The sequence below is a fragment of the Pseudomonas petroselini genome, from assembly GCF_045037875.1.
GTDB lineage: Bacteria > Pseudomonadota > Gammaproteobacteria > Pseudomonadales > Pseudomonadaceae > Aquipseudomonas > Aquipseudomonas petroselini.
Map to the genome: position 1 here is coordinate 64,814 of NZ_CP173614.1, position 24,743 is coordinate 89,556.

At 62.1% G+C, this 24,743-nt stretch carries 22 protein-coding genes; 10 read left to right on the forward strand and 12 right to left on the reverse strand.

Annotated elements, in window-relative coordinates; genetic code table 11:
* The first annotated feature begins 35 nt into the window (after positions 1-35).
* The 6 genes from pqqF to pqqE all read left to right on the forward strand — a co-directional run bounded on the left by pqqF (position 36) and on the right by pqqE (position 5,740).
* Positions 36-2,369: a pyrroloquinoline quinone biosynthesis protein PqqF gene (gene pqqF, locus ACI512_RS00385; protein ID WP_405121878.1), complete on the forward strand. Its 2,334-nt coding sequence runs from the start codon at positions 36-38 to the stop codon at positions 2,367-2,369.
* Between the two features lie 159 nt (positions 2,370-2,528).
* On the forward strand, positions 2,529-2,603 hold the full coding sequence (gene pqqA, locus ACI512_RS00390) for a pyrroloquinoline quinone precursor peptide PqqA (RefSeq protein WP_003194766.1): 75 nt from the start codon (positions 2,529-2,531) through the stop codon (positions 2,601-2,603).
* A gap of 66 nt (positions 2,604-2,669) precedes the next feature.
* Positions 2,670-3,581, forward strand: a complete 912-nt coding sequence (gene pqqB, locus ACI512_RS00395; RefSeq protein ID WP_236379085.1) for a pyrroloquinoline quinone biosynthesis protein PqqB — start codon at positions 2,670-2,672, stop codon at positions 3,579-3,581.
* A gap of 11 nt (positions 3,582-3,592) precedes the next feature.
* Positions 3,593-4,345: a pyrroloquinoline-quinone synthase PqqC gene (gene pqqC, locus ACI512_RS00400; protein ID WP_236379083.1), complete on the forward strand. Its 753-nt coding sequence runs from the start codon at positions 3,593-3,595 to the stop codon at positions 4,343-4,345.
* Positions 4,342-4,617, forward strand: coding sequence for a pyrroloquinoline quinone biosynthesis peptide chaperone PqqD (pqqD, locus tag ACI512_RS00405; protein ID WP_101273278.1), 276 nt, complete (start codon positions 4,342-4,344; stop codon positions 4,615-4,617). Before pqqC ends, pqqD begins: the two co-directional genes overlap by 4 nt.
* The gene (gene pqqE / locus ACI512_RS00410) at positions 4,559-5,740 is read left to right on the forward strand and encodes a pyrroloquinoline quinone biosynthesis protein PqqE (protein WP_268947254.1); all 1,182 of its coding nucleotides are present in this window, start codon (positions 4,559-4,561) and stop codon (positions 5,738-5,740) included. The genes pqqD and pqqE overlap by 59 nt, the downstream gene beginning before the upstream one ends.
* Positions 5,741-5,745: 5 nt before the next feature.
* Here pqqE and ACI512_RS00415 read toward each other — a convergent pair whose 3' ends face one another.
* Both ACI512_RS00415 and ACI512_RS00420 read right to left on the reverse strand, forming a co-directional pair.
* Positions 5,746-5,904 (reverse strand): YqaE/Pmp3 family membrane protein, encoded by a 159-nt coding sequence (locus tag ACI512_RS00415; RefSeq protein ID WP_010207008.1) that lies wholly within the window; start codon positions 5,902-5,904, stop codon positions 5,746-5,748.
* A 185-nt stretch (positions 5,905-6,089) separates the two neighbouring features.
* Positions 6,090-7,358 (reverse strand): aspartate aminotransferase family protein, encoded by a 1,269-nt coding sequence (locus tag ACI512_RS00420; protein WP_093542444.1) that lies wholly within the window; start codon positions 7,356-7,358, stop codon positions 6,090-6,092.
* A 209-nt stretch (positions 7,359-7,567) separates the two neighbouring features.
* Between ACI512_RS00420 and ACI512_RS00425 the strand changes: the two genes are divergently transcribed.
* A complete protein-coding gene (locus ACI512_RS00425; RefSeq protein WP_015886199.1) occupies positions 7,568-8,467 on the forward strand; it encodes a LysR family transcriptional regulator in 900 nt (299 codons plus the stop codon).
* A 226-nt stretch (positions 8,468-8,693) separates the two neighbouring features.
* On the opposite strand, the gene ACI512_RS00430 is transcribed toward ACI512_RS00425, so the two are convergent.
* The 10 genes from ACI512_RS00430 to bioB form a co-directional block, all read right to left on the reverse strand.
* On the reverse strand, positions 8,694-10,472 hold the full coding sequence (locus ACI512_RS00430; protein ID WP_405121572.1) for an acyl-CoA dehydrogenase C-terminal domain-containing protein: 1,779 nt from the start codon (positions 10,470-10,472) through the stop codon (positions 8,694-8,696).
* 123 nt (positions 10,473-10,595) lie between these two features.
* Positions 10,596-12,365: an acyl-CoA dehydrogenase C-terminal domain-containing protein gene (locus ACI512_RS00435; protein WP_102061903.1), complete on the reverse strand. Its 1,770-nt coding sequence runs from the start codon at positions 12,363-12,365 to the stop codon at positions 10,596-10,598.
* Positions 12,366-12,455: 90 nt separating this feature from the next.
* Positions 12,456-13,745: a diguanylate cyclase gene (locus ACI512_RS00440; protein WP_043205994.1), complete on the reverse strand. Its 1,290-nt coding sequence runs from the start codon at positions 13,743-13,745 to the stop codon at positions 12,456-12,458.
* A 208-nt stretch (positions 13,746-13,953) separates the two neighbouring features.
* Positions 13,954-15,759: a phenylacyl-CoA dehydrogenase gene (locus tag ACI512_RS00445; protein WP_015886203.1), complete on the reverse strand. Its 1,806-nt coding sequence runs from the start codon at positions 15,757-15,759 to the stop codon at positions 13,954-13,956.
* A 332-nt stretch (positions 15,760-16,091) separates the two neighbouring features.
* The gene (locus tag ACI512_RS00450) at positions 16,092-16,373 is read right to left on the reverse strand and encodes a hypothetical protein (RefSeq protein WP_015886204.1); all 282 of its coding nucleotides are present in this window, start codon (positions 16,371-16,373) and stop codon (positions 16,092-16,094) included.
* Positions 16,374-16,479: 106 nt separating this feature from the next.
* A complete protein-coding gene (bioD, locus tag ACI512_RS00455; RefSeq protein WP_015886205.1) occupies positions 16,480-17,160 on the reverse strand; it encodes a dethiobiotin synthase in 681 nt (226 codons plus the stop codon).
* Complete coding sequence (gene bioC, locus ACI512_RS00460; RefSeq protein WP_064054241.1) at positions 17,157-17,969, reverse strand: malonyl-ACP O-methyltransferase BioC; 813 nt, start codon at positions 17,967-17,969, stop codon at positions 17,157-17,159. Before bioC ends, bioD begins: the two co-directional genes overlap by 4 nt.
* A complete protein-coding gene (locus ACI512_RS00465) occupies positions 17,962-18,693 on the reverse strand; it encodes an alpha/beta fold hydrolase (protein WP_046035003.1) in 732 nt (243 codons plus the stop codon). The genes bioC and ACI512_RS00465 overlap by 8 nt, the downstream gene beginning before the upstream one ends.
* A complete protein-coding gene (gene bioF / locus ACI512_RS00470) occupies positions 18,686-19,867 on the reverse strand; it encodes an 8-amino-7-oxononanoate synthase (RefSeq protein WP_015886208.1) in 1,182 nt (393 codons plus the stop codon). Before bioF ends, ACI512_RS00465 begins: the two co-directional genes overlap by 8 nt.
* 114 nt (positions 19,868-19,981) lie before the next feature.
* Entirely contained in the window at positions 19,982-21,037 is a 1,056-nt protein-coding gene (gene bioB, locus ACI512_RS00475; RefSeq protein WP_046035002.1) for a biotin synthase BioB, read from the reverse strand.
* A 92-nt stretch (positions 21,038-21,129) separates the two neighbouring features.
* Between bioB and ACI512_RS00480 the strand changes: the two genes are divergently transcribed.
* From ACI512_RS00480 to ACI512_RS00490, 3 genes are all read left to right on the forward strand, one after another.
* Entirely contained in the window at positions 21,130-21,867 is a 738-nt protein-coding gene (locus ACI512_RS00480) for a ComF family protein (protein WP_064054244.1), read from the forward strand.
* A 58-nt stretch (positions 21,868-21,925) separates the two neighbouring features.
* A complete protein-coding gene (locus ACI512_RS00485) occupies positions 21,926-22,690 on the forward strand; it encodes a TOBE domain-containing protein (protein ID WP_064054245.1) in 765 nt (254 codons plus the stop codon).
* A gap of 79 nt (positions 22,691-22,769) precedes the next feature.
* Positions 22,770-24,668 carry a PhoX family phosphatase gene (locus tag ACI512_RS00490; RefSeq protein WP_231809006.1) on the forward strand — a complete coding sequence of 633 codons (1,899 nt, stop codon included), beginning with the start codon at positions 22,770-22,772 and terminating at the stop codon, positions 24,666-24,668.
* Positions 24,669-24,743 lie beyond the last annotated feature (75 nt).

Consider the following 24,743-nt stretch of genomic DNA (forward strand, 5'->3'; position numbering starts at 1 on the left):
TTAACATGGGCACATTCTACGTTTCGGAAGTGCCCATGCCTGCGCCGGCCCAGCCTCATCACCTTCACCTGACCCTGGCCAACGGCTTGCGGGTTGCCTTGCAACATGCGCCGCGCTTGAAGCGTTGTGCCGCCGTTCTGCGGGTGGCGGCCGGCAGCCATGACGTACCGCTGGTGTGGCCGGGGCTGGCACATTTCCTCGAACACCTGCTGTTCCTCGGTACCGAGCGTTTTCCCGCGAGCGAAGGGTTGATGGCCTACGTGCAACGGCATGGCGGGCAGGTCAATGCCAGCACCCGCGAGCGCACCACGGAGTTCTTCTTTGAACTGCCGGTCGCGACGTTTTCCGGTGGGCTGGAGCGGTTGGTGGACATGCTGACCCACCCGCGCCTGACGCTGGAGGATCAACTGCGCGAGCGCGAAGTGCTGCACGCCGAGTTTGTCGCCTGGTCCCAGGATGCCAAGGCACAGCAACAGGTCGCGTTACTGGAAGGGCTGGCGGCTGACCACCCGCTGCGGGGTTTTCATGCGGGCAACCGCGACAGCCTGCCGGTGGAACGTGAGGCGTTTCAGCAGGCATTGCGGGAATTCCACGCACAGTTCTATCAGAGCGGCCAGATGACCTTGAGCCTGGCAGGTCCACAGCCGCTGGAAGCGCTGGAAGGCTTGGCACAGCAGTTCAGCGAGCAACTGACCTCAGGCCCTCTTCGCCCACACTCCGCGCCACCGGCATTGATGCAGGGGCAAGCGCAGCGCTATCAGCACATCGCCAATGATCACCTGCACCACGTCATCACCTGTAACGCTCCGCGTGAAGCACTGGAATTCCTCTGCACCTGGCTCAACGCTTCGGCACCCGGCGGGTTGCTGGCGCAACTGAAAACTCAAGGGCTGGCCAGCGCACTGCAGGCGTCGGTGCTGTATCACTTCGCCGGGCAAGCCGTGTTGGATATCGACGTTACGCTCAGTAATCCTGTTGAATCGGCGACGCGCATCGAGGCGTTGCTGCACGACTGGTTGAGCTTTTTCGCACACAGCGACTGGACAGCCTTGCGGGAAGAGTTCGCCTTGCTGGCCGCTCGCCAACAACAGACCCAAGGCGCCCTGGCACTGGCGCGACACGACAGCGAGGCACTCTCGGAACAGGCTGTCATCGCCCTCAGGATCATGCTCGAGTCACTGCACCTGCCACCCGCCGCGCACACGTGGCAACTGCCGCCGAACAATCCGTTCCTGCACCCACCGGTCAAGGAAGAACGCGCCGGCCTGATTCGCGGCCAGACCAGCGCCCACCGAGGGTTGCGCACCTTTGCCCAGGATCGCTCACGAGGACGTCGTGATGTATCGGCGCTGGTCTTCAGCCAGGCACTGACGGATGACAATGATGAAGGCGCCCTGTATCTGCAATGGCAGTCTGCCCCGTCTGGCCTGGAAAGCGCAGTGCAGTCGTTGCGTGAAAATGCCCGGCAGGCGGGCGTCGACGTGTCGTTCGAAAGCCTGGGTAATGACGGGCTGGTGAAGATGGTCGGGCTGCAGGAGCCCATCCCAGCCGTGCTGGAGGTGTTGGCACAACGCCTGGGCGAACCGCAGGCTGCCCCAACCGTCTCGCCGCCCATGATTGCCATCCGAGCCTTGTTAAAGGCGCTGCCCGCTTGCTGCAGCGTGAGCACGCCCGACTCGACATCGTGGCAAGGCCTGGGGCTGGGCTTCTCCGCCGCGAATGAAGCCGCGATCAAAACAGCGGTGACCCGTTTGCCAGGGCAACCGGCGAACCTCAACCCCGTACTCCCCTCCCTCAGCGGCCAACGTATCTGGCACGCGGTGGAAACCGACTCAACCGAAGCCGCCCTGCTGCTGTTTTGCCCGACACCGAGCGCGTCGCTGGAGGACGAAGCCGCATGGCGACTGCTCAGCCATCTGCTCCAGGCGCCGTTTTATCAGCACCTGCGCGTAGAGCTGCAAATCGGCTACGCCGTATTCAGCGGCATCCGACAGATAAACGGTCAGACCGGCCTGCTATTCGGCGTGCAATCCCCCAGCGTCTCCCTGGAAGGCATCGCTGATCACCTGAACACCTTCCTGAAACAACTGCCGGCGCTGATCAACAGCAACGACGACCTGGGCAGCCTGGTCCTGGCGCAGCAGTTCTCAGCGCAGACACTGCCCAACGCCCAAGCCGCCGAACTGCTGTGGCATGCGCATCTGGCGGGCCATCCGTCGGGCTACTTGGAACACCTTCAGACCCACATCCAAACCTCTACCCGAGAAGCACTGCAGCGCGCCGCCCAGCAATTAAACGACGCTGCCGGCGGCTGGCACTGCGTGGCCAATGGCCCGCGCATCAGTGATGACTGGCAAGCGGCCGACTGATCATTGCCGCCCCTGCAAAAAGCTTTTTCCGCCAAGACAGCGCTAACTTGAAAAGAATTGCGTAACATTCCTGCGCACAAAGCTGAACATCTCCGACTGGAGGTGGACTATATGTATTGCTTGGTAGTGAACGTCCCATCCCTTCGTAGGAGTAAGAATATGACCTGGTCCAAACCTGCTTACACTGATCTGCGCATCGGTTTCGAAGTCACCATGTACTTCGCCAGCCGTTAATCCGCTGGGTAATACAACGCCTCGGTTCGCCCGGGGCGTTTTTGTTTTGAGCTTGATGGAGCTGCCATGTTTGTCCAGATTCTAGGTTCCGCCGCCGGCGGTGGTTTCCCGCAGTGGAACTGCAACTGCGTGAACTGCGCAGGTTTTCGTGATGGCAGCCTGCGGGCCCAGGCGCGTACCCAGTCGTCCATCGCGATCTCCGACGATGGCGTGAACTGGGTGCTGTGCAACGCTTCGCCGGATATCCGCGCGCAACTGCAAGGTTTTGCACCGATGCAACCCGGTCGCGCCCTGCGTGATACCGGCATCAGCGCGATCATCCTGATGGACAGCCAGATCGACCACACCACCGGCCTGCTGAGCCTGCGCGAGGGTTGCCCACACCAGGTGTGGTGCACCGACATGGTCCATGAAGACCTGAGCACCGGCTTCCCGCTGTTCACCATGCTCACCCACTGGAACGGCGGCCTGGCCTGGAACCGTATCGAGCTGGACGCCAGCTTCACCATCCCGGCGTGCCCCAACCTGCGCTTCACCCCACTGCCACTGCGCAGCGCCGCGCCGCCTTACTCGCCCCACCGCTTCGACCCGCACCCAGGCGATAACATCGGCCTGATCGTCGAAGACCTGCGCACCGGCGGCAAACTGTTCTACGCCCCGGGCCTGGGCAAGGTCGACGCGCCGTTGCTGGAGATCATGGCCGGCAGCGACTGCCTGCTGGTGGACGGCACGATGTGGGATGACGACGAAATGCAGCGCCGTGGCGTCGGCACTCGTACCGGCCGCGAAATGGGCCACCTGGCACAAAACGGCCCTGGCGGCATGCTCAACGTGTTGGAGCAGTTGCCTGAACAGCGCAAGGTACTTATCCACATCAACAACACCAACCCGATCCTCGATGAAGACTCCCCCGAGCGAGCGGAACTGGTGCGGCGCAATGTCGAAGTGGCTTACGACGGCATGAGCATTGAACTGTAGGAGCTGACGAGATGACTGACACGCCGATGACACCCGTCGAATTCGAAGCAGCCCTGCGGGCCAAGGGCGCCTTCTACCATATCCATCACCCATACCATGTGGCGATGTACGAAGGCCGCGCGACCCGCGAGCAAATCCAGGGCTGGGTCGCCAACCGTTTTTACTATCAGGTGAACATCCCGCTGAAAGACGCGGCGATCCTGGCCAACTGCCCAGACCGTGAGATCCGTCGTGAGTGGATCCAGCGCCTGCTCGACCACGATGGCGCTCCCGGTGAGGACGGCGGTATCGAAGCCTGGCTACGCCTGGGCCAGGCGGTCGGCCTCGACCCGGACCAACTGCGCTCCCAGGAACTGGTGTTGCCCGGTGTGCGGTTTGCAGTGGATGCCTACGTCAACTTCGCCCGCCGCGCCAGTTGGCAAGAAGCCGCCAGCAGCTCGCTGACCGAGTTGTTCGCGCCGCAGATCCATCAGTCGCGCCTCGACAGCTGGCCGCAGCATTACCCCTGGATCGACCCAGCCGGCTACGAATACTTCCGCACTCGCCTCGGCCAAGCCCGGCGCGATGTGGAGCACGGGCTGACGATCACCCTGCAGCACTACACCACCCGCGAAGGCCAGGCGCGCATGCTGGAAATTCTCCAGTTCAAACTGGACATCCTGTGGAGCATGCTGGATGCCATGAGCATGGCCTACGAACTCAAACGCCCGCCGTATCACAGCGTGACCGACCAGCGGGTGTGGCATAAGGGGATCACCCTATGAGCTTTGATCGCAGCAGAACACCGACCTGGCGCCCGGGCTATCGCTACCAGTACGAGCCCGCGCAAAAAGGCCATGTGTTGCTCTACCCCGAGGGAATGATCAAGCTCAATGACAGCGCCGCGCTGATCGGCGGCTTGATCGACGGCGAGCGTGACGTGGCGGCCATCATCGCTGAGCTGGATAAGCAATTCCCAGGCGTGCCTGAGCTGGGTGATGACATCGAGCAATTCATGGAGGTCGCCCGTGCTGAGCACTGGATCACCCTTGCCTGAAAAGCCAGCCATCGGGTTGCCACTGTGGCTATTGGCCGAGCTGACGTACCGTTGCCCGTTGCAGTGCCCGTACTGCTCCAACCCGCTGGATTTTGCCGAGCAGGGTAAAGAGCTGAGTACCGAGCAGTGGATCAAGGTGTTTCGCGAAGCCCGCGAAATGGGGGCTGCACAATTGGGGTTTTCCGGCGGTGAACCCTTGGTGCGCCAGGACCTTGCCGAGCTGATCGCAGAGGCACGCAAGCTGGGGTTCTACACCAACCTGATCACCTCCGGCATCGGCCTGACCGAGCAGAAGATCAGCGACTTCAAGAAGGCGGGGCTCGACCATATCCAGATCAGCTTCCAGGCCAGCGACGAGCAAGTGAACAACCTGCTGGCCGGGTCGAAAAAGGCCTTCGCGCAAAAGTTGGAAATGGCCCGCGCGGTGAAGGCGCACGGCTACCCGATGGTGCTGAACTTTGTCACCCATCGGCACAATATCGACAAGATCGACCGTATCATCGAGCTGTGTATTGCGCTTGAGGCAGACTTCGTAGAGCTCGCCACTTGCCAGTTCTACGGCTGGGCGCAGCTCAATCGTGTGGGCTTGTTGCCGACACGGGAACAGCTGGTGCGCGCCGAACGCATCACCAACGAATACCGCGCCAAGCTGGAAGCCGAAGGCCACCCGTGCAAGCTGATTTTTGTCACACCGGATTACTACGAAGAACGCCCGAAAGCCTGCATGAACGGCTGGGGGAGTATCTTTCTGACAGTAACGCCAGACGGCACCGCCCTGCCCTGTCACGGCGCCCGACAGATGCCAGTGCAATTTCCCAATGTGCGTGACCACAGCATGCAGCACATCTGGTACGACTCATTTGGCTTCAACCGCTTTCGCGGCTACGACTGGATGCCCGAGCCGTGCCGTTCCTGCGACGAGAAGGAAAAGGACTTCGGCGGCTGCCGTTGCCAGGCCTTCATGCTCACGGGGGATGCGAGCAATGCCGACCCGGTGTGCAGCAAGTCCGAGCAGCACGGCATCATCCTTCAAGCACGGGAAGAAGCTGAACATGCCACCCAGACCATCGAACAGTTGGCCTTTCGCAATGAGCGCAATTCACGACTCATCGCAAAAGGCTGAGGGCCTCAGCGCTTGGCGATGATGTACACCGCGTGAATGATGCCTGGGAAGTAACCGCACAGGGTCAGCAGAATATTCAGCCAGAACGCGCCGGCGAAACCCACTTGCAGGAACACACCCAGTGGCGGCAGCAGAATGGCGATGATGATACGAATGATGTCCATGGGTCAGCTCCAAAAAATCGGCTCGTGTGAGCCGTGTAGCTAATCGACCTTGGCGGTTCGTGAGGGTTCAGTGGGATCTGGCGTTGGGCCACCCATCGCTGTTACACAGACAAAAAAACGCCCCCAGCCAAAAGAATCAGGCCGGAGGCGCCGCGTAGGCCGCGAGACGGTTCAGGAATAGGGGATTAAACGGCGATGCCCTTGCGGCATTGCAGCTGTGCGGTGCGCACGCGGGAGAAGGCGCGGGCCAGGCGCAGGAGCATTTCGTCGATGTTGCTTTTGCTGACTGTCAGGGCCGGGGTGAAGCGCAGGCAGTTCGGTTGCGGGGCGTTTAGGATCAGGCCTTCGTGCAGTGCAGCCTTTACGACAGCGTCCGCAGAATCATCCGACAGCGTCAGGCCCCACATCAGGCCGTGGCCACGCAATTGACCGTGGTCATAGCGGTAGGCCAGGCGGGCCAGGCCTTCACCGAGGTAAAGCCCGGACTCACGCACCTGCTCCAGAAAGCCGTGCTCCAGCACCGTATCGAGTACGGCAACCCCGGCCGACGCCATCAGCGCATTGCCATGATGCGTGCCTTCCAGTTCGCCCACGTCGAAACAACAGGCTGTGCCACGCGCCAGCAACGCTGCGAGGGGCACGCCGCCGCCCAGGCCTTTGCCGAGGGTGATGATGTCGGCACGTACGCCGTATTGCTGTTCGGCGAGCAAGGTGCCGCAGCGGCCTATGCCGGTTTGCACTTCGTCGAGGATCAGCAGGATCCCCAGTTCACGGCACAGGCGCTCGACGCCCTTAAGGTAGTGTTCCGTTGCGGGGATTACGCCGGCTTCGCCCTGGATCGGTTCGAGCATGATCGCGACGGTCTGTGCATCCACGGCGGCATGCAGCGCCGACAGATCGTTGAACGGCACGTGGCTGAAGCCCGGCAATTGCGGCTCAAATCGGTTTTCAATGGCCCCAGCCGACGCCGACATCGCCGCGAAACTGCGACCATGGCAACCACTGCTCGCGCTGATGATGCGGTAAGCGCCGCCGCGATGCAGCTGGCCCCATTTGCGCGCCAGTTTGATCGCGGCTTCGCAGGCTTCCGCACCGCTGTTGAGCAGGTACGCCTGGTCGCTGCCGGTACGATGGCAAAGGCGCTCGACGAGGTTGAGTTGTGTGCGGTTATGCAAGCTGTGGCCCGGATTGATCAGCGCCTGCGCCTGGTCGGCCAACGCCTTGATCAATACCTGCGGGCTGTGGCCGAGGCTGTTGGCGGCGCCGCCCTGGCTGAAGTCCAGGTACGCGCGGTCGTCGCTGTCCCACAGCCAGGAACCCTGGCCACGCACAAATACTTGAGCCGGACGCGCCACCGTGGGCATCAGCGCTTCGCTGGAAGCGCTGTCGCCTGGCGTATCGAGGATCAGGTCGTCCAGGCTCGGCGCCGCGCGGCGCATATTGAACAGGTTCACACCTCACCCCCGCTGGCAACCGGACCTTGGTCGGTACGCGTGGTGTAACTTGGTTGAAGATTGTTTGCCTTGCCTATGTAAACGCTATCAACATAAACGCTGTTCATTGCCCGATCCGGCCCTGTAAGCCCTGCGAATAGGCGCTAGACTAGGCGCCTCAGGGGCCAACAGCCATTTCGTTTTTCCAGCTTTTTCGATAAGTAAGCCTTATGGATTTCAAGCAACTGCGTTATTTCGTCGCGGTGTATGAGGAAGGCCACGTAGGCCGGGCCGCGGAGCGCCTGTCGATCTCCCAGCCGGCGCTGTCGCAACAAATTCGCCAACTGGAACAGAACTTGGATGTCAGCCTGTTCGAGCGCAGCAGCAAGCGCCTGCTCCCGACTCTGGCGGCGCATACGCTGTACAACCACGCCCTGCCGCTGATCGATGGTCTGCAACAGGCGGTGGAAGCGTTGCGCAACTTCAAGGGTCAGGCGATGCGCACGCTGGCCATCGGCGTGCTGCAAACCGTGCACACCAGCCTGGTGCCGCAGATGCTCGAGCGCGTGCGCAAGGCCCAGCCGCACCTGGTGGTGCAGATCTACGAATTGACCGGACTTGAGATTGAGCGGCGCTTACTGAACGGCTCGCTGGACATCGGCATCAGCTACCTGCCGCCACGCCAGCCAGGGCTGCACGGCGTGTTGTTGTATGAAGATGAGTTGAAGGTGGTAATCCCCGAGGACCATCCCTTGCGCGAATTCAAGAAAGTCTCGCTGAAGCAGGCGGCCGAGTTGCCGATGTTGCTGCTGGGCGAAGAGTTTCAGGTCCGGCAGATCTGGCAGGGCCAACTGGCCAACCTCGGACGCCGCCCGCAAGTGCAGGCGGAACTGAATACCATGGTGGGGATTCTCGACAGCTTGCCTCACACAAAACTGGCGACGGTGCTGCCGGGGCGTTCCCAGGATGAACACAATAGCCAGTCGCTGCTGTGGAAACCCTTGAGTGAACCCAGGGTGCCGCTGAAAGTGGGCTTGGTGTGCCGCGATGTGCAGCGCCAGCAGGCGACGGTGGCGTTGCTGCGCACGTTGCTGGAAGACGTGATGAATGCCCCGCAGGTCATCGCCTGACTTTTTCGCGGGCAAAAGAAAACCCCGCCGAAGCGGGGCTTTGCAGACTGTTTCCCTGACATCCATTTCACTCCGCCATCCTGGCAGAATCCTACGTGTCCGTGTTGTTGCTTTGCGCTTCCTGCGCGACGTCCATGTGAAGTAGATTATCGGTGGATCCAATCTGGCGATAGAGGACGAATAGCAGCACGTCATGTAAGAGAATGCTTACACGCCCTCCAAGCCCTTAGAACAGGGCTTCATCCAGCAAAAATAATGATTCGCTACCGGCTTTTACCGACGCACTCAGCGAATAAATACGTGGCAATAGGCGGGCAAAGTAGAAACGCGCGGTGCCGAGCTTGCTGGCGTAGAAGTCTTCTTGCGACTCCTTGCCCAGCGCGGCCTTGGCCATGCGTGCCCACATATAGGCATACGCCATGTAGCCGAAGGCGTGCAGGTACTCCACCGACGCCGCGCCGATTTCATTCGGGTTGGTCTTGGCGCGGTCCAGCACCCAGGCGGTCAACTCATCCAGGTTATCCACCGCCACGCCCAGCGGTTTGGTGAACTCAGCCAGCTCGGGGCCCGCCGAAGCGATGAACGCGCGGATCTCATCGGCAAACAAGGTATAGAACGCCCCGCCACTGCCAACGATCTTGCGCCCCATCAGGTCCAGCGCCTGGATCCCGTTGGTGCCTTCGTAGATCTGGGTGATGCGCACATCCCGCACCAGTTGCTCCTGGCCCCACTCGCGAATGTAGCCATGGCCGCCAAACACTTGTTGGCCCAGCACGGTGGTTTCCAGGCCAAGGTCGCTCAAGAACGCCTTGGCCACCGGCGTCAGCAATGCCACCAGGTTATCCGCACGCTCGCGGGCAACAGCATCTTCACTGAACTTGGCGATGTCCAGTTGCGTCGCCACGTAGGTGGAGAACGCACGGCCGCCTTCGTTCGAGGCCTTCATGGTCAGCAGCATGCGACGCACGTCCGGGTGCACGATGATCGGGTCGGCCACCTTGTCCTTGGCCTGGGCGCCGGTGGGTGCACGGCTTTGCACGCGGTCGCGCGCGTATTCAATCGCGTTCTGGTAGGAACGCTCGCCGGACGCCAGACCCTGGATACCCACACCCAGACGCTCGTAGTTCATCATGGTAAACATCGCCGCCAGACCACGGTTCGGCTCGCCGACCAAGTAACCCACGGCTTCGTCGAAGTTCATCACACAGGTCGCCGACGCCTGGATGCCCATCTTGTGCTCGATGGAACCACAGCTCACCGTGTTACGTTCGCCCAGGCTGCCGTCGGCGTTCACCATGAACTTCGGCACCAGGAACAGCGAGATGCCCTTCGGACCCGCTGGCGCGTCCGGCAGCTTGGCCAGTACCAGGTGGATGATGTTTTCGGTGAGGTCATGTTCCCCCCCGGTGATAAAGATCTTGGTGCCGCTGACTTTGTAGGAACCGTCCGCCTGTGGCTCGGCCTTGGTCCGAATAATCCCCAGATCCGTCCCGGCATGCGCCTCGGTCAGGCACATGGAACCGGCCCATTCACCGGAATACATCTTCGGCAGGTAGGTGGCCTTGAGGTCTTCGCTGGCGTGGGTGTTGATCGACACGCAGGCGCCGGACGTCAGCATCGGATACAGGCCAAACGCCAGGCTCGACGAGTTGATCATCTCTTCGACCTGGGCCGACACGGCCTTGGGCATGCCCATGCCGCCAAAGGCAGGATCACCGCCCACACCTACCCAGCCGCCTTCGGCGTAGGTTTTGTAGGCCTGTGGGAAACCGTCCGGGGTGAACACTGCCGTGTTGTCCCAACGGCAACCTTGTTCATCGCCACCGCGGCTGAGCGGGGCGATGGATTTGGCGGTGACCTTGCCGGCTTCTTCGAGGATGGCCTCTACGGTTTCGGCGTCAACGGTGTCTGCCAATGCCGGCAATTGGGCCCAAGTGGTGGCGACCTCAAAGACTTCGTTGAGGACGAAGCGCATATCACGCAGCGGCGCTTTGTAATCAGCCATGGCAAACCTCGTGAGAACGTGAAAAGTGATTCGGTGAGAGTCGGTTTTACAGGCTCAGAGTGTACCCGAACAACTTTTCAGACACATAGGGTCCACTTGTGACTGATTGGTATTTTTAAGTCATCACAGTGCAAAGGCCTCCGCAGGCAGACTCATCAGGCATTCGCTGCCCGCTTGCACTGCAACACGGTGGGAGGCGGTACGCGGCAGCAGACGTTTGAAGTAGAAGTCGCATGTCGCCAGCTTGGCCTTGGCGAAGTCGGTGTCCTGTTGCTCAAGGGCGGCGATCGCCATGCGCAGCCAAAGGTAGGCGAGAATGACGTAACCGCTGTACATCAAGTAATCCACAGCTGCCGCGCCCACTTCATCGGGGTTCTTCATCGCGGCCATGCCGACTTGGGTGGTCAGTTCGCCCCACTCCCCGTTCAGTTGATTAAGCTGCGCCACATAAGCCCTGAGCTGCGGGTGCTCGGCATTCGCCCCGCAGAACTTATGCACGATCCTGGTAAACCCACGCAGCAACTTGCCCTGGCTGCCCAATACCTTGCGTCCGAGCAGGTCGAGGGCCTGGATGCCGTTGGTGCCTTCATAGATCGGCGCAATCCGCGCATCGCGTGCCAGTTGTTCCATGCCCCATTCGCGGATGTAACCGTGGCCGCCGAAGACCTGCATGCCGTGGTTGGTCACCTCCAGCCCGGTATCGGTCATAAAGGCTTTGCAGATGGGCGTGAGGAACGCCAGCAGGTCTTCAGCGTCCTGGCGTTGAGTGGCGTCGCTGCTCAGGTGCGCCGTATCGAGCAATTGCGCGGTGAAGTAGGTCAGCGCGCGGTTGCCTTCGTTGAAGGCTTTCATGGTCAGCAACATGCGGCGCACATCGGGGTGCACGATGATCGGGTCGGCAGCCTTTTCCGGGGCCTTGGCGCCGGTCAGCGAGCGCATTTGCAGGCGGTCGTTGGCGTATTTGATCGCGCCCTGGAAGCTTGCCTCGCCATTGCACAGGCCCTGCATACCGGTGCCCAGGCGCGCATGGTTCATCATGGTAAACATGCAGTTGAGGCCTTTATTCGCCTCGCCGATCAGGAAGCCCTTGGCGCCATCGAAGTTCAGTACGCAGGTCGCCGACCCCTTGATGCCCATCTTGTGTTCGATGGAGCCGCAGTGCACCGCATTGCGCTCACCGGAATCGGCATGGAACTTGGGCACGATAAACAGCGAAATGCCCTTGGTGCCCGCCGGCGCATCCGGCAGTTTGGCCAGCACCAGGTGGATGATATTGGCGCTCATGTCGTGTTCGCCGGCCGAGATGAAGATCTTGCTGCCGGTGACCGCGTAGCTGCCGTCCGCCTGGGGCACGGCGCGGGTCTTGATCAGGCCCAGGTCGGTGCCGCAGTGGGCTTCGGTGAGGCACATGGTGCCGGTCCACTCGCCCGCGGTGAGTTTGCTCAGGAAGGTGTCTTTTTGCTCGGCAGTGCCATGGGCATGGATCGCCGACATCGCGCCGTGGGTCAACCCTGGGTACATGCCCCAGGAGGTGTTGCTGGAGCCGATCATCTCGCTGAGCACCAGGCCCAATGACTGCGGCAGTCCCTGGCCACCGTAGGCCGGGTCCGCTGCCACGCCGTGCCAGCCGCCTTCAACGTATTGGGCGAAGGCTTCCTTGAAACCCTTGGGCGTGGTGACGACGCCATTGTCGAAATGGCAGCCTTCTTCATCGCCGCTGCGGTTGAGCGGCGCGAGCACGTTCTCGCAGAATTTCGCGCCTTCTTCGAGGATCGCGCCCACCATGTCCGGGCTGGCATCGGTCGCGCCCAATGCCGCGTAGTGGCCGTGGAAATCAAACACGTTGTCGATCAGAAAGCGCATGTCGCGAAGGGGAGCTTTGTACTCAGGCATGGCAATGTCTCCGTCAGCAGATGGTTTCAACCTACTGCCAGCCACTGCCGCGGACAATCACTGTAGAACCGCTGAATACACCGCCATCACTCAACCGGCAGCGCTCTCCATGCGCACCGCGCCACGCCGGGTTTGCCCGGCCGCCACCACACAGTTACGCCCGGCGCCCTTGGCGGCGTACAGCGCCTGGTCGGCGGATTTGAGCACCTCCTCCGGCGTGCGCTGCTCGGCCTGGCGTTCGGCCACGCCGATGCTGATGGTCACCGAAACACTCGAGGCGCCGCTGCCCGAGCGACGCTGGCGGCCCTGTTGGTCGTCGTTAGGACGGTCCGAGTTGCGCAGCTTGATGTCGTAATCGGCGATGATCTCGCGGATCTCCTCCAGGTGCGGCAAGCATTCTTCCACCGTCTTGCCGGCGAACACCACGGCAAACTCTTCACCGCCATAGCGGTAGGCGCGCCCGCCGCCGTTGACCTTGGACAGCTTGCTCGCCACCAGCCGCAGCACTTGGTCGCCAACGTCGTGGCCGTGGGTATCGTTGAAGCGCTTGAAGTGGTCGACGTCGCTCATTGCCAACACATAGTTGCGCCCCAGACGCTGCATGCGCTCGTTCAGCGCGCGTCGCCCCGGCAAGCCGGTCAGCTCATCGCGGAAGGCCATTTGATAAGCCTCATGGGCCACACCGGCGGCGATCATCAGCATCACCTGGCTGCACATGATGTTCAGGGTAAACGGCAGGATGAATGTCTGCGGCAACATCCAGAACAGGCCCAGCAGCCCCACCAGTTGCGCCGCATGCAGCGGGCGCGGCTGGTACCAGTACTGCGCCGCCAGGGTCAGGAAGCCGATCAGGAACATTGGGTACGACAGTTGGATCAGGCTCATCCAACTGCCATGCAGCGCCGGCCAGCGAATCTCCGCCAACCAGTTCAGCACCGCCTGGGGATAACTCTGCTCGAGCGCCAAGGCCACACTGCCGATTGCCAGCAACACCGCGCCACGTGCGACGAAGTCACGGAACAGGTGCGTCTTCTCCTGCCACAGCGCGTAGATGCTGAACAACAACGGCAGCAGCAGGCAGCACAAGTGAAACACCACGGCCGCGTCTTCGCGTACGCGACCGTTGTCGCGATAGAAGTCGGTCTGGGTATCGAGCAGGAAGTAGGCGATGTACACCGTGATCATCAGGAACAGTTCACGCTGACGGCGATACACCGCGCAGTACGAACCGCCGAGCAACAGCACCAAGGTCGGCAACACATTGAACAGCGAGGTGAAGAAGACGTTGAGGTCCTTGACGTACGCAGCCGAAAGCCCAGCCAGCAAGAGCAGCAACGAAGGTAAAAAGTGACTGAACCGTACAGCGGACACGCGCGACAAGGGTAAAACTCCGACCCGCAAAAAAAATGATGGCACTGTGCCTTGATGCGGACAGTTAAGCACAACCTGCCGAGCATGTATCACATTGCCATCACTGTAACGGCAGCGGGCGGCAATCCCTGAGCGCTGTACTGCGGTTTTTTATCGCCCACAAAAAAGCCGCCGCTCCGGGAAGGAGCGGCGGCTTAGGAAGTGAACCCGGTAAGGCTTAGTAAGCCAGGCCGAAGTCTTCTTCTTTCATGTCCATCAGGTTGTTGGCGCCCGACAGCATGGTGGCCACGTGAGTGCGGGTACGCGGCAGGATGCGCTGGAAGTAGAAGCGCGCGGTCTGCAGCTTGGCGGTGTAGAACGCCTCTTCGGTAGTGCCGGCCGCCAGTTTTTCGGCTGCCAGGCGCGCCATGTCGGCCCAGAAGTAAGCCAGGCAGGCGTAACCGGAGTACATCAGGTAGTCCACCGAAGCGGCACCGACTTCTTCGCGGTCTTTCATCGCGGCCATGCCGACCTTCATGGTCAACTCGCCCCACTCTTTGTTCAGTGCCGCCAGCGGTGTAACGAACTCTTTGACGGCTTCGTTACCTTCGTTGGCCTGGCAGAACTTGTGCACGATCTTGGTGAAGCCCTTGAGCGCTTCGCCTTGCGTCATCAGCACTTTACGGCCCAGCAGGTCCAGGGCCTGGATGCCGGTGGTGCCTTCGTACAGCATCGAAATGCGGCTGTCGCGAACGTTCTGCTCCATGCCCCACTCGGCGATAAAGCCGTGGCCGCCGTAGATCTGCACGCCGTGGTTGGCCGATTCAAAGCCGACTTCGGTCATGAACGCCTTGGCGATCGGGGTCATGAAGGCCAGCAGGCCATCGGCGTGTTTCTTGGCTTCGTCGTCGGTGCCGTATTTGACGATGTCCACTTGCTTGGCGGTGAAGTACACCATCGCACGGTTGCCTTCGGCGAAGGCTTTCATGGTCAGCAGCATGCGGCGCACGTCGGGGTGCACGATGATCGGGTCAGCGGCTTTGTCCGGTGCTTTCGGGCCGGTCAGGGAGCGCATTTGCAGGCGATCACGCGCATATTTCAGGCCGCCCTGGAAGCCGATCTCGGCGTGGGACAGGCCTTGCAGCGCGGTGCCCAGCCGAGCGGTGTTCATAAAGGTGAACATGCAGTTCAGGCCTTTGTTCGCCGGGCCGATCAGGAAACCGGTGGCCGCGTCGAAGTTCATCACGCAGGTGGCGTTACCGTGGATGCCCATCTTGTGTTCCAGGGAACCACAGGTCACCGCGTTGCGCTCACCAATCGAGCCATCGGCGTTCGGCAGGAACTTCGGCACGATAAACAGCGAAATGCCTTTGGTTCCGGCCGGTGCGTCCGGCAGGCGGGCCAGTACGATGTGGACGATGTTGTCGGCCATGTCGTGCTCACCGGCCGAGATGAAGATCTTGGTGCCGGAGACTTTGTAGGAACCGTCGGCCTGAGGCTCAGCCTTAGTGCGCAACATGCCCAGGTCGGTGCCGCAGTGTGGCTCGGTCAGGCACATGGTGCCGGTCCATTCACCCGACACCAGTTTGGTCAGGTAAGCGGTTTGCTGCTCAGGGGTACCGTGCTCGGAAATGGTGTTCATCGCACCGTGGGACAGGCCCGGGTACATGCCCCACGACCAGTTGGCGGCGCCGACCATTTCACTGACAGCCAGACCCAGGGATTCGGGCAGGCCTTGGCCGCCGTGCTCCACGTCGTGGGCCAGGCTTGGCCAGCCGCCTTCGACGAATTGTTTGTAGGCTTCTTTAAAACCCGTTGGGGTTTTAACGCCCGACTCACTCCAGGTACACCCTTCGATGTCGCCCACGCGGTTCAGCGGTGCCAGCACTTGCTCACAAAACTTGGCGCCTTCTTCAAGGATGGCGTCAACCATGTCCGGGGTAGCGTCCTGGCAAGCCGGCAGGCTCTGATAGTGCGCTTCATAGCCAAGCAGTTCGTCACGAACGAAGCGAATATCACGCAAGGGGGCCTTGTAGTCAGGCATAGCGATAAACCTCTGCTGATGTATCTGGAATGAACAACCGCTTGGAATTGTGCTGTGGCGGTCAAACAGGTGTTTGAAACATACGTTTACCACCTGGGGATGTCAAGCGTCGTCCGGACGCCGTTTGTCATGACGCACATCAACGGCGCGCACGGCAACGCTTGCGGCAAGACGCCACAAGACTGCGGGAGTGTAGAAGTGCAGAAGTACGACACACATAAAAAATGTGGGAGGGGGCTTGCCCCCGATAACGGTGTGTCAGCCATACACACGTTGGCTGATCCATCACTATCGGGGGCAAGCCCCCTCCCACATTTTTTAGCGCCAGCAGATCAGGCGTAGGTGTCGATCAACGTGCCGAGCATTTCATCCGAGGCCTTGGCGACTTTCACGCCCAGTTCCACCTGAAATTTGCCTTGGGCCATTTCGACCATGTTGCTGGCCGAGTTGGAAGGCTGTGCACGGTCGTTGGCGCGCAGACGGTCAACTTGCGCATCCGACGGCTGGGTAGTCGCGGCGCTGGCGATCTTGCCGGCGGCCTGGTCGACACGGCTCTGCCCGGTCTGAATGGTGCTCAGCCCCGAGTAAAACGCGCTGCTGCCAGAGATGTCCATGGCGTAAACCTGCCTTTAGAGAATCGTGAAGTTGAATTGAAGCAGATATCCCGGCAAAGGGCCCGTCAAAAACACTAATGGCATAATGCCTTAGCGATAGCCAAAATCAGTCAAGCAGGTCCAGCTGCAAGTATTCAGCAACCGCTTCGGCCCCGGCGTGCTTGAGTTTGGGCACACGCCCCAGGCACGGCGCAGGCAGCCGCTCGGCCAGGGTGGCGAGGTTCTCTTCCAGACGAGAGGTCTTGGGGTCGATGATATTCGCCACCCAACCCGCCAGCGGCAAACCGTCCCGGGCGATGGCCTCGGCGGTGAGCAAAGCATGGCTGATGCACCCCAGGCGCACGCCCACCACCAGGATCACCGGCAATTTGAGCGCCATGGCCAGGTCCGACAGATTGTCCTGATCAGCCAACGGCACGCGCCAGCCGCCTGCGCCCTCGATCAAGGTGAAATCCGCTTGCCTTGCCAGAATCTGCTGCATGGGCTTGAGCAAGGATTGCACCGTGAGCGAGACACCCGCCTCCCGCGCTGCCAGATGAGGCGCGATGGCCGGCTCAAATGCCACCGGGTTGACCTCGGCATAGGTCAGCGGCAATGAGCACTCGGCCAGCAACGCCAGGGCATCGGCGTTGCGCAAGCCTTTGGGCGTGACCTGGCAGCCGGACGCCACCGGTTTGCCGGCGGCGGTGCTTTTGCCGGCTTGCCGCGCCGCATGCAACAGCCCGGCGGCGATGGTGGTCTTGCCGACATCGGTGTCGGTACCGGTGATGAAGTAAGCGGCACTCATAGAGGTTTCTCCAGCACGGCATACACCACTTGGTAAGTCGCCGGCAGGCCTTGGGCCTGGCGGAACCGCTCATACGCTTGCACCAGTGCAACAATCCGCGCGCGCCCCGTCAACCCTCCCGGCCGGCCGGGGTTGAGGTTATGCGCGCCCAACGCCTTCAATTCGTGGGTCAGGCTGCGTACATCCGGGTAATGCAGCACATGGGGACGGCGCTCCAGGCTGACCAGTCGCAGGCCGCTGGCCGCGCACAGTTGCTGATAAGCCTCGAAGGTGCGAAAGCGATTGACGTGTACCAGACCATCCGCTGCGCGCCAGCTTTCGCGCAGCTCTTCCAGGGTGCCCACGCACAGACTGGCGAACGCCAGTACACCGCCCGGCTGCAACACGCGATAGGCCTCGCTGAGTACCGCCTCGAAGTTCGCGCACCATTGCACCGCGAGGCTGGAGAAGATCAGCCCCAGGCTTTCAGCCTTGAGCGGCAAGCGTTCGGCATCCCCCGCGATGAAGTGATGCGCGCCCCCCAACGGGCGGGCGTGGTTAAGCATGCCCTCAGCAATATCCAGCGCGACGCCTTGGCTGGCGGGTAACCGTTCGGCCAGCATGCGGCTGAAATACCCGGTGCCGCAGCCCATGTCCAGCCAGCGCTGTGGCGCGGTGCCCGCCGGCAAGCGCGCCAGCAGCTGGCTGCCCACCGCCCGCTGCAACTCGGCGACGCTGTCGTAGCTGGCGGCTGCACGGGAAAAGGAGGCCGCCACCTGGCGCTTGTCCGGCAAGGCACCCGGCAGCGGGGCGTGGGATAAATCAGTCATCGACATACTCATGCAAAAAAGCCTGGATCGCCCCCGCCACACCGTGGGGGTCTTCCAGAAGAAAAGCGTGGCCGGCCTGTTCAATCAGGCCGATTTCAACATCGGGCAGCAGCGCCAACAGGTCGCTGGCGGCTTCGGCGGGCACCAACCCGTCCAGCCCGGCGAACAGGTGCAACTGCGGGCCGCGATAGGCCAGCAAGGCCTCGCGGGTGTCGAGTTGGGCGAGCAGTTCAAGCCCAGGCATCAATACGCTCGACGGCGTATTCGGTGCACCGCTGACCAGTAGCCGCGACAGCCCGCGTGGTTCTTCGGCGCCCTTGGCGCACAACAGGCCGAAACGTTTGAGGGTGACTTGGGAGTCGGCATGGCAGCCGGCGAGAAACGCGTCGAATGTTTCGGCGGGCATCGCGCTCGGCCAACCGTCGTGGGCGACAAAACACGGGTTGCTCGCCAAGGTCAGCAGCCCGCAGCAGCGTTCGCCGCGCCGCGCCGCCAGCTCCGACGCCAGCATTCCACCCAGGGACCAACCGCCCAGCCAGGCGTTATCCGGCAAGGTGGCGTCGAGTTCATCGAGCCACTCATTCAGGTCGCTGGAACCCAACGCCGGCAACGGCTCGATATGCACCTGCAGGTGCGCGTCCAGGCCTTGCAAGGCAGCGGCCAACGGTTCCAGCGGCGATACGCCGAGGCCCCAGCCGGGCAGCAATACCAATCGATCACGCATGGTCGGGCTCCGAACTGCCTAACAAGCGAAAACACGCTTCCAACGCATTTAACAATAGCTGCACCTGCGCCGCGCTGTGGGCCGCCGTCAGTGTCACGCGTAAACGCGCGCTGCCGGCGGGCACGGTGGGTGGGCGGATCGCCGTCACCATCAGGCCGCGCTCGCGCAGCATCTGCGACAGGCGCACGGCCTTGGCGCTGTCGCCGATCAGGATCGGTTGGATCGGCGTGAAGCTGTCCATCAGGTCCAGGCCAAGCTGCTCGGCGCCCGAGCGGAACTGGCGGATCAACCCGTTGAGGTGCTCACGCCGCCAATGTTCGGTGCGCAACAGTTCCAGGCTTTTCAAAGTGGCGCACGCCAGGGCGGGCGGTTGGCTGGTGGTATAGATGTACGGGCGGGCGAACTGGATCAGGCTTTCGATCAGGTCTTCACTGCCGGCTACAAAGGCCCCCGCCGTGCCGAACGCCTTGCCGAGGGTGCCGACCAGCACCGGCACGTCGTCCTGGCTCAGGCCGAAATGCTCGACGATCCCGCCGCCATTGGCGCCCAACGGGCCGAAGCCGTGAGCGTCATCCACCATCAACCAGGCACCTTTGGCCTTGGTTTCACGGGCGAGTGCGGGCAGGTCTGCCAGGTCGCCGTCCATGCTGAACACGCCATCGGTGACCACCAGGGTATTGCCGGTGGCTTTCTCCAGGCGCTTGGCCAGGCTGTCAGCATCGTTGTGCAAGTAACGGTTGAAACGCGCACCGGAGAGCAGGCCCGCATCCAGCAGCGAGGCATGGTTGAGACGGTCTTCCAGCACCGTATCGCCCTGCCCCACCAACGCCGTGACTGCGCCGAGGTTGGCCATGTAGCCGGTGGTAAACAGCAGCGCGCGCGGGCGACCGGTAAGGTCCGCCAGGGCTTCTTCCAGCTCATGGTGCGGCGTGGCATGCCCGACCACCAAGTGCGAAGCGCCGCCGCCCACGCCCCAACGGGACGCACCGGCGCGCCAGGCTTCGATCACTTGCGGGTGATTGGCCAGGCCGAGGTAATCGTTGTTGCAGAACGCCAGCAACGGCTGGCCGTCCACCACCACTTCCGGGCCTTGGGGGCTGTCCAGCAGCGGGCGCTGGCGATAAAGGTGTTCGGCACGGCGGGCAGCGAGGCGCGCGGCGAGATCGAAAGACATGCAGGCCTCGGTTAAGCAGGATGTACGCGCTAAAGAATGGGGCAGGGAGCTGATGTGGGAGGGGGATTGCCCCCTCCCACACACGTCATTTCCAACAGTGGGGTGGCATTTCAATCAAACGGCGGCGTTGTAAAACTGCTCGCTGCTCTTCTGCTCCACCAACGCCTGCTCGATCGCCGCCTGATGCACCTCATCAGCGTGCTCTTCACGCGCTTCCGGCAGGATGCCCAGGCGCGAGAACAGTTGCATGTCCTTGTCGGCCTGCGGGTTGGCGGTCGTCAGCAACTTGTCGCCGTAGAAAATCGAGTTGGCACCGGCAAAAAACGCCAGGGCCTGCATCTGCTCGTTCATCGCTTCACGGCCAGCCGACAGCCGTACGTGGGACTGCGGCATCAGGATGCGCGCCACGGCGAGCATGCGGATGAAGTCGAACGGGTCGATGTCTTCGGCGTTTTCCAGCGGCGTACCGGCGACTTTCACCAGCATGTTGATCGGCACCGATTCCGGATGCTCCGGCAGGTTAGCCAGCTGGATCAGCAGGTTGGCGCGGTCGTCGAGGGACTCGCCCATGCCGAGGATACCGCCGGAGCAGATCTTCATCCCCGAATCACGCACGTAGGCCAGGGTTTGCAGGCGCTCGCCGTAGGTGCGGGTGGTGATGATGCTGCCGTAGAACTCCGGCGAGGTATCGAGGTTGTGGTTGTAGTAGTCGAGGCCGGCCTGGGCCAGGGCTTCGGTCTGGTCCTGGTCGAGACGGCCGAGGGTCATGCAGGTTTCCAGGCCCATGGCTTTTACGCCTTTGACCATCTGCAGCACGTAGGGCATGTCTTTGGCCGACGGGTGCTTCCAGGCAGCGCCCATGCAGAAACGGGTCGACCCGATGGCTTTGGCGCGGGCGGCCTCTTCGAGGACCTTCTGCACCTCCATCAGCTTCTCTTTTTCCAGACCCGTGTTGTAGTGGCCCGACTGCGGACAATATTTGCAATCTTCCGGGCAGGCGCCGGTTTTGATCGAGAGCAGCGTCGACACTTGCACACGGTTGGCGTCGAAATGCGCGCGGTGCACGGTCTGCGCCTGGAACAGCAGGTCATTGAAGGGCTGCACGAACAGCGCTTTGACTTCGGCGAGGGACCAATCGTGACGCAAGGTGGCGGTGGTGCTGGCGCTCATGGGCGATTCCTTGATTATGCTTTGGCAAGCGCTGCGGGAAGGGCAATACCCACAGGCACGACACGGATGCTCGGCATATTTAAGGAAGATTCATGCACTGTCAACTCAAGCACAAACACCAGGTTTACATCTGGCTAAAAAACATACAATCCTGTCTAGTCTGTGATGAGGCGACGGAATCAGCCCATTGTGTGTGCAACGCCTGCGAAACAGAGCTGCCCTGGCTGATGGAGCACTGCGATGTGTGCGCCCTGCCCTTGCCAATGGAAGGTCTGATCTGCGGCCAATGCCAGAAACAACCACCCGCCTTTAAACAGGTGACCGCGCCCTGGACCTACAGCTTTCCCATCGACAGCTTGATCAGCCGCTTCAAGCACCAGGCGCGCTGGCCTCTCGGGCAGATGCTCGCCCGGCTTTTAGCGCAGCATCTGCAACACCGCCTCGACAACAGCGAACTGACGCGCCCCGACTGCCTGTTGCCGGTGCCCATGGCCCGCAAGCGCCTGCGCGAGCGCGGCTATAACCAGGCGTTGATGCTGGCGCGTTGGCTCAGCAGCGACTTGAACATTGCCTACGATGAACACCTGTTATTACGTCCCCATGAAACCGTCGCCCAACAAGCCTTGGACGCCAAGACTCGCAAGCGCAACCTGCTCGGCGCCTTCGCCCTGGCGCCTGGCGCCCAGGTGCAGGGCCGGCACTTTGCCTTGGTCGACGATGTGCTCACCACCGGTGCCACCGCCCACAGCCTGGCGCGGTTATTGATCAATGCTGGCGCACGACAGGTCGATGTGTACTGCCTGGCCCGCACACCCAAACCGGGCAACTGACTTGACTCCGGCCCACCTTGCCCGCAACGTTCAGCTCATCACATCGAAGCGCATCCACATGTCTCTGCCAGCGTCCCTCAGCCAACACATCATCCGTCGCCCCCAGCGCATTGCCTTGCTGGCGCATATCGCCGAGCAAGGTTCCATCACCCGCGCGGCGAAAAGTGCAGGCCTCAGTTACAAGGCGGCGTGGGACGCCATCGACGAGCTGAACAACCTGGCGCAAAAACCCTTGGTGGAACGCAGCGTCGGCGGCAAAGGCGGTGGCGGCGCCAAGCTGACGGCCGAAGGTGAACGCGTGTTGCGTCTTTACCAGCGCCTGCAAGTGTTGCAGGCCGAAGTGCTGGGCTCGGACGAAGCCGCCAGCGACTTCAACCTGCTCGGTCGCTTGATGCTGCGCACCAGTGCGCGTAACCAACTGCACGGCCAAGTCATCGCCATCGAGCCGCATGGCCGTAACGACCTGATCCGCCTGCAGCTGGCGGGCGGGCTAACCCTGGAGGCGCAGATCACCCACGACAGCACGCAGCGGCTGGAACTGGAAACCGGCGTGGAAGTGGTCGCGCTGATCAAGGCCGGCTGGTTGGAATTGCTGGCTCCCGGCGACTCTGCAACACCTGGACACAATTGCATGAGCGGCAGCGTCGACGCCATTCTCGACGCCGACGACGGCCCCAGCGAAGTCCGCATCGCCCTGCCCAACGGCCAGGTTTTATGCGCCCTGGCGCAGCCCGGCGCGCTCATCGCCATCGGCGCCGCCGAGGGCCAGGCAATCCACGTGCAATTCGCGCCGAACAATGTGCTGCTCGGCACGCCGGTTTAGCCGCTGCCGATATTCAAACTGCAACAATTTCGTCACGCCCGCTCCTTAAGGTGTCTGCAAAAACCGCAGGGAGCCTGAGATGAGCCTATTAGAAGAAAACCAAGCCACCGACCTTGAACAGATGGTCGGCCTGACCCGCCGCCGCTTCATCGGCGCCGGCGCCTTGTGCGGTGCCGCGATGTTCCTCGGTGGCAACCTGCTGACGCGCAGCGCCCTCGCCGTCAACGCCGCCAGCGCCAGCCCGTTGCTGGGCTTTACCAGCATCGCCGCCGCCACCCGCGACACCATCACCTTGCCGCCGGGCTACAGCGCGTCGGTGCTGATCAGTTGGGGCCAGCCGCTGAGCAGGAGCGCGCCGGCCTTCGATCCGTCCGGCAACGGCACGGCCAAGGCCCAGGAACAGCAGTTCGGCGACAACAACGACGGCATGAGCCTGTTCGCCTTCCCCGGCGACGATAACCGCGCGCTGATGGCGATCAACAACGAATACACCAATTACCGTTACCTCTTCGCCCACGGCGGCGCGCCGCAATCGGCCGAAGACGTGCGCAAGGCCCAGGCCAGCGAGGGCGTCTCGGTGATCGAAGTACGGCGCAAGGGAGACACCTGGCAGTTTGTGCAGGACTCGCGCTACAACCGACGCATCCACGGCAACTCGCCGATCCGCCTCAGCGGCCCCGCCGCCGGCCACGCCTGGCTGAAGACCAGCGCCGACAAAACCGGCAAGAACGCCCTCGGCACCTTCCAGAACTGCGCCAACGGCAAGACGCCGTGGGGCACTTATCTGACCTGCGAAGAGAACTTCACCGACTGCTTCGGTAGCAGTAACCCACAACAGACGTTCGACGCCGGACAGAAACGCTATGGCGTGGTGGCGGCCAGCAAAGACATCAACTGGCACCCGCACGACCCACGCTTCGACATCGCCAAGAACCCCAACGAACTGAATCGTCATGGCTGGGTGGTGGAAATCGACCCGTTCGATCCGCACTCCACCCCGGTCAAACGCACCGCCCTGGGCCGCTTCAAACACGAAAACGCTGCCCTGGCCGAAACCCGTGACGGCCGCGCCGTGGTGTACATGGGCGACGACGAACGCGGCGAGTTCATCTACAAGTTCGTCAGCCGCGACAAGATCAACCACAAGAACCCCAAAGCCAACAAAGACCTGCTCGACCACGGCACCTTGTACGTAGCGATCTTCGATGCGGGCGACGGCAACGCCGACCATCCCAAGGGCAAGGGCCAGTGGGTCGAGCTGACGCACGGTAAAAACGGCATCGACGCCAGCACCGGTTTCGCCAGCCAAGCCGAAGTGCTGATCCATGCGCGCCTGGCCGCCAGTGTGGTGAAAGCCACGCGCATGGACCGCCCGGAATGGATCGTGGTCAGCCCCACTGACGGCCAGGTCTATTGCACCCTCACCAACAACGCCAAGCGCGGTGAAGACGGCCAGCCGGTGGGCGGCCCCAACCCGCGTGAGAAAAACGTCTACGGCCAGATCCTGCGCTGGAAGGCCGACGCCGATAACCACGGCGCCAGCGAATTCAGCTGGGACCTGTTTGTGGTGGCCGGCAACCCTGGCGTTCACGCCGGCACGCCGAAGGGCGGTTCGTCGAACATCAACCCACAGAACATGTTCAACAGCCCCGATGGGTTGGGCTTCGATAAGGCCGGGCGCTTGTGGATTCTTACGGATGGCGACTACAGCAACGCCGGTGACTTCGCGGGGATGGGCAATAACCAGATGCTGTGTGCCGACCCCTCCACCGGGGAGATACGCCGCTTCATGGTCGGGCCGGTGGCCTGTGAAGTGACAGGCATCAGCTTCTCGCCGGATCAGAAGACGCTGTTTGTGGGCATCCAGCACCCAGGCGAAACCGGCGGTTCGACCTGGCCGGAGCATCTGCCGAACGGCAAGCCGCGGTCGTCGGTGATGGCGATTCGGCGGGATGATGGTGGGGTCGTCGGCGCCTGACAGGGCCTCATCGGGGGCAAGCCCCCTCCCACAGTACGCGGCCCAATGTGGGAGGGGGCTTGCTCCCGATAGCAA

Excerpts from the sequence above, each read along its gene's own strand:
- ACI512_RS00485 (WP_064054245.1), top strand. The coding sequence starts at position 21,926 with ATGTCTCTGCCAGCGTCCCTCAGCCAACACATCATCCGTCGCCCCCAG.
- bioC (WP_064054241.1), bottom strand. The coding sequence starts at position 17,969 with ATGACTGATTTATCCCACGCCCCGCTGCCGGGTGCCTTGCCGGACAAG.
- ACI512_RS00425 (WP_015886199.1), top strand. The coding sequence starts at position 7,568 with ATGGATTTCAAGCAACTGCGTTATTTCGTCGCGGTGTATGAGGAAGGC.
- ACI512_RS00465 (WP_046035003.1), bottom strand. The coding sequence starts at position 18,693 with ATGCGTGATCGATTGGTATTGCTGCCCGGCTGGGGCCTCGGCGTATCG.
- bioD (WP_015886205.1), bottom strand. The coding sequence starts at position 17,160 with ATGAGTGCCGCTTACTTCATCACCGGTACCGACACCGATGTCGGCAAG.
- pqqD (WP_101273278.1), top strand. The coding sequence starts at position 4,342 with ATGAGCTTTGATCGCAGCAGAACACCGACCTGGCGCCCGGGCTATCGC.
- ACI512_RS00430 (WP_405121572.1), bottom strand. The coding sequence starts at position 10,472 with ATGGCTGATTACAAAGCGCCGCTGCGTGATATGCGCTTCGTCCTCAAC.
- ACI512_RS00450 (WP_015886204.1), bottom strand. The coding sequence starts at position 16,373 with ATGGACATCTCTGGCAGCAGCGCGTTTTACTCGGGGCTGAGCACCATT.
- ACI512_RS00445 (WP_015886203.1), bottom strand. The coding sequence starts at position 15,759 with ATGCCTGACTACAAGGCCCCCTTGCGTGATATTCGCTTCGTTCGTGAC.
- pqqE (WP_268947254.1), top strand. The coding sequence starts at position 4,559 with ATGACATCGAGCAATTCATGGAGGTCGCCCGTGCTGAGCACTGGATCA.
- pqqF (WP_405121878.1), top strand. The coding sequence starts at position 36 with ATGCCTGCGCCGGCCCAGCCTCATCACCTTCACCTGACCCTGGCCAAC.
- pqqB (WP_236379085.1), top strand. The coding sequence starts at position 2,670 with ATGTTTGTCCAGATTCTAGGTTCCGCCGCCGGCGGTGGTTTCCCGCAG.
- ACI512_RS00435 (WP_102061903.1), bottom strand. The coding sequence starts at position 12,365 with ATGCCTGAGTACAAAGCTCCCCTTCGCGACATGCGCTTTCTGATCGAC.
- bioB (WP_046035002.1), bottom strand. The coding sequence starts at position 21,037 with ATGAGCGCCAGCACCACCGCCACCTTGCGTCACGATTGGTCCCTCGCC.
- ACI512_RS00415 (WP_010207008.1), bottom strand. The coding sequence starts at position 5,904 with ATGGACATCATTCGTATCATCATCGCCATTCTGCTGCCGCCACTGGGT.
- pqqC (WP_236379083.1), top strand. The coding sequence starts at position 3,593 with ATGACTGACACGCCGATGACACCCGTCGAATTCGAAGCAGCCCTGCGG.
- ACI512_RS00480 (WP_064054244.1), top strand. The coding sequence starts at position 21,130 with ATGCACTGTCAACTCAAGCACAAACACCAGGTTTACATCTGGCTAAAA.
- ACI512_RS00490 (WP_231809006.1), top strand. The coding sequence starts at position 22,770 with ATGAGCCTATTAGAAGAAAACCAAGCCACCGACCTTGAACAGATGGTC.
- bioF (WP_015886208.1), bottom strand. The coding sequence starts at position 19,867 with ATGTCTTTCGATCTCGCCGCGCGCCTCGCTGCCCGCCGTGCCGAACAC.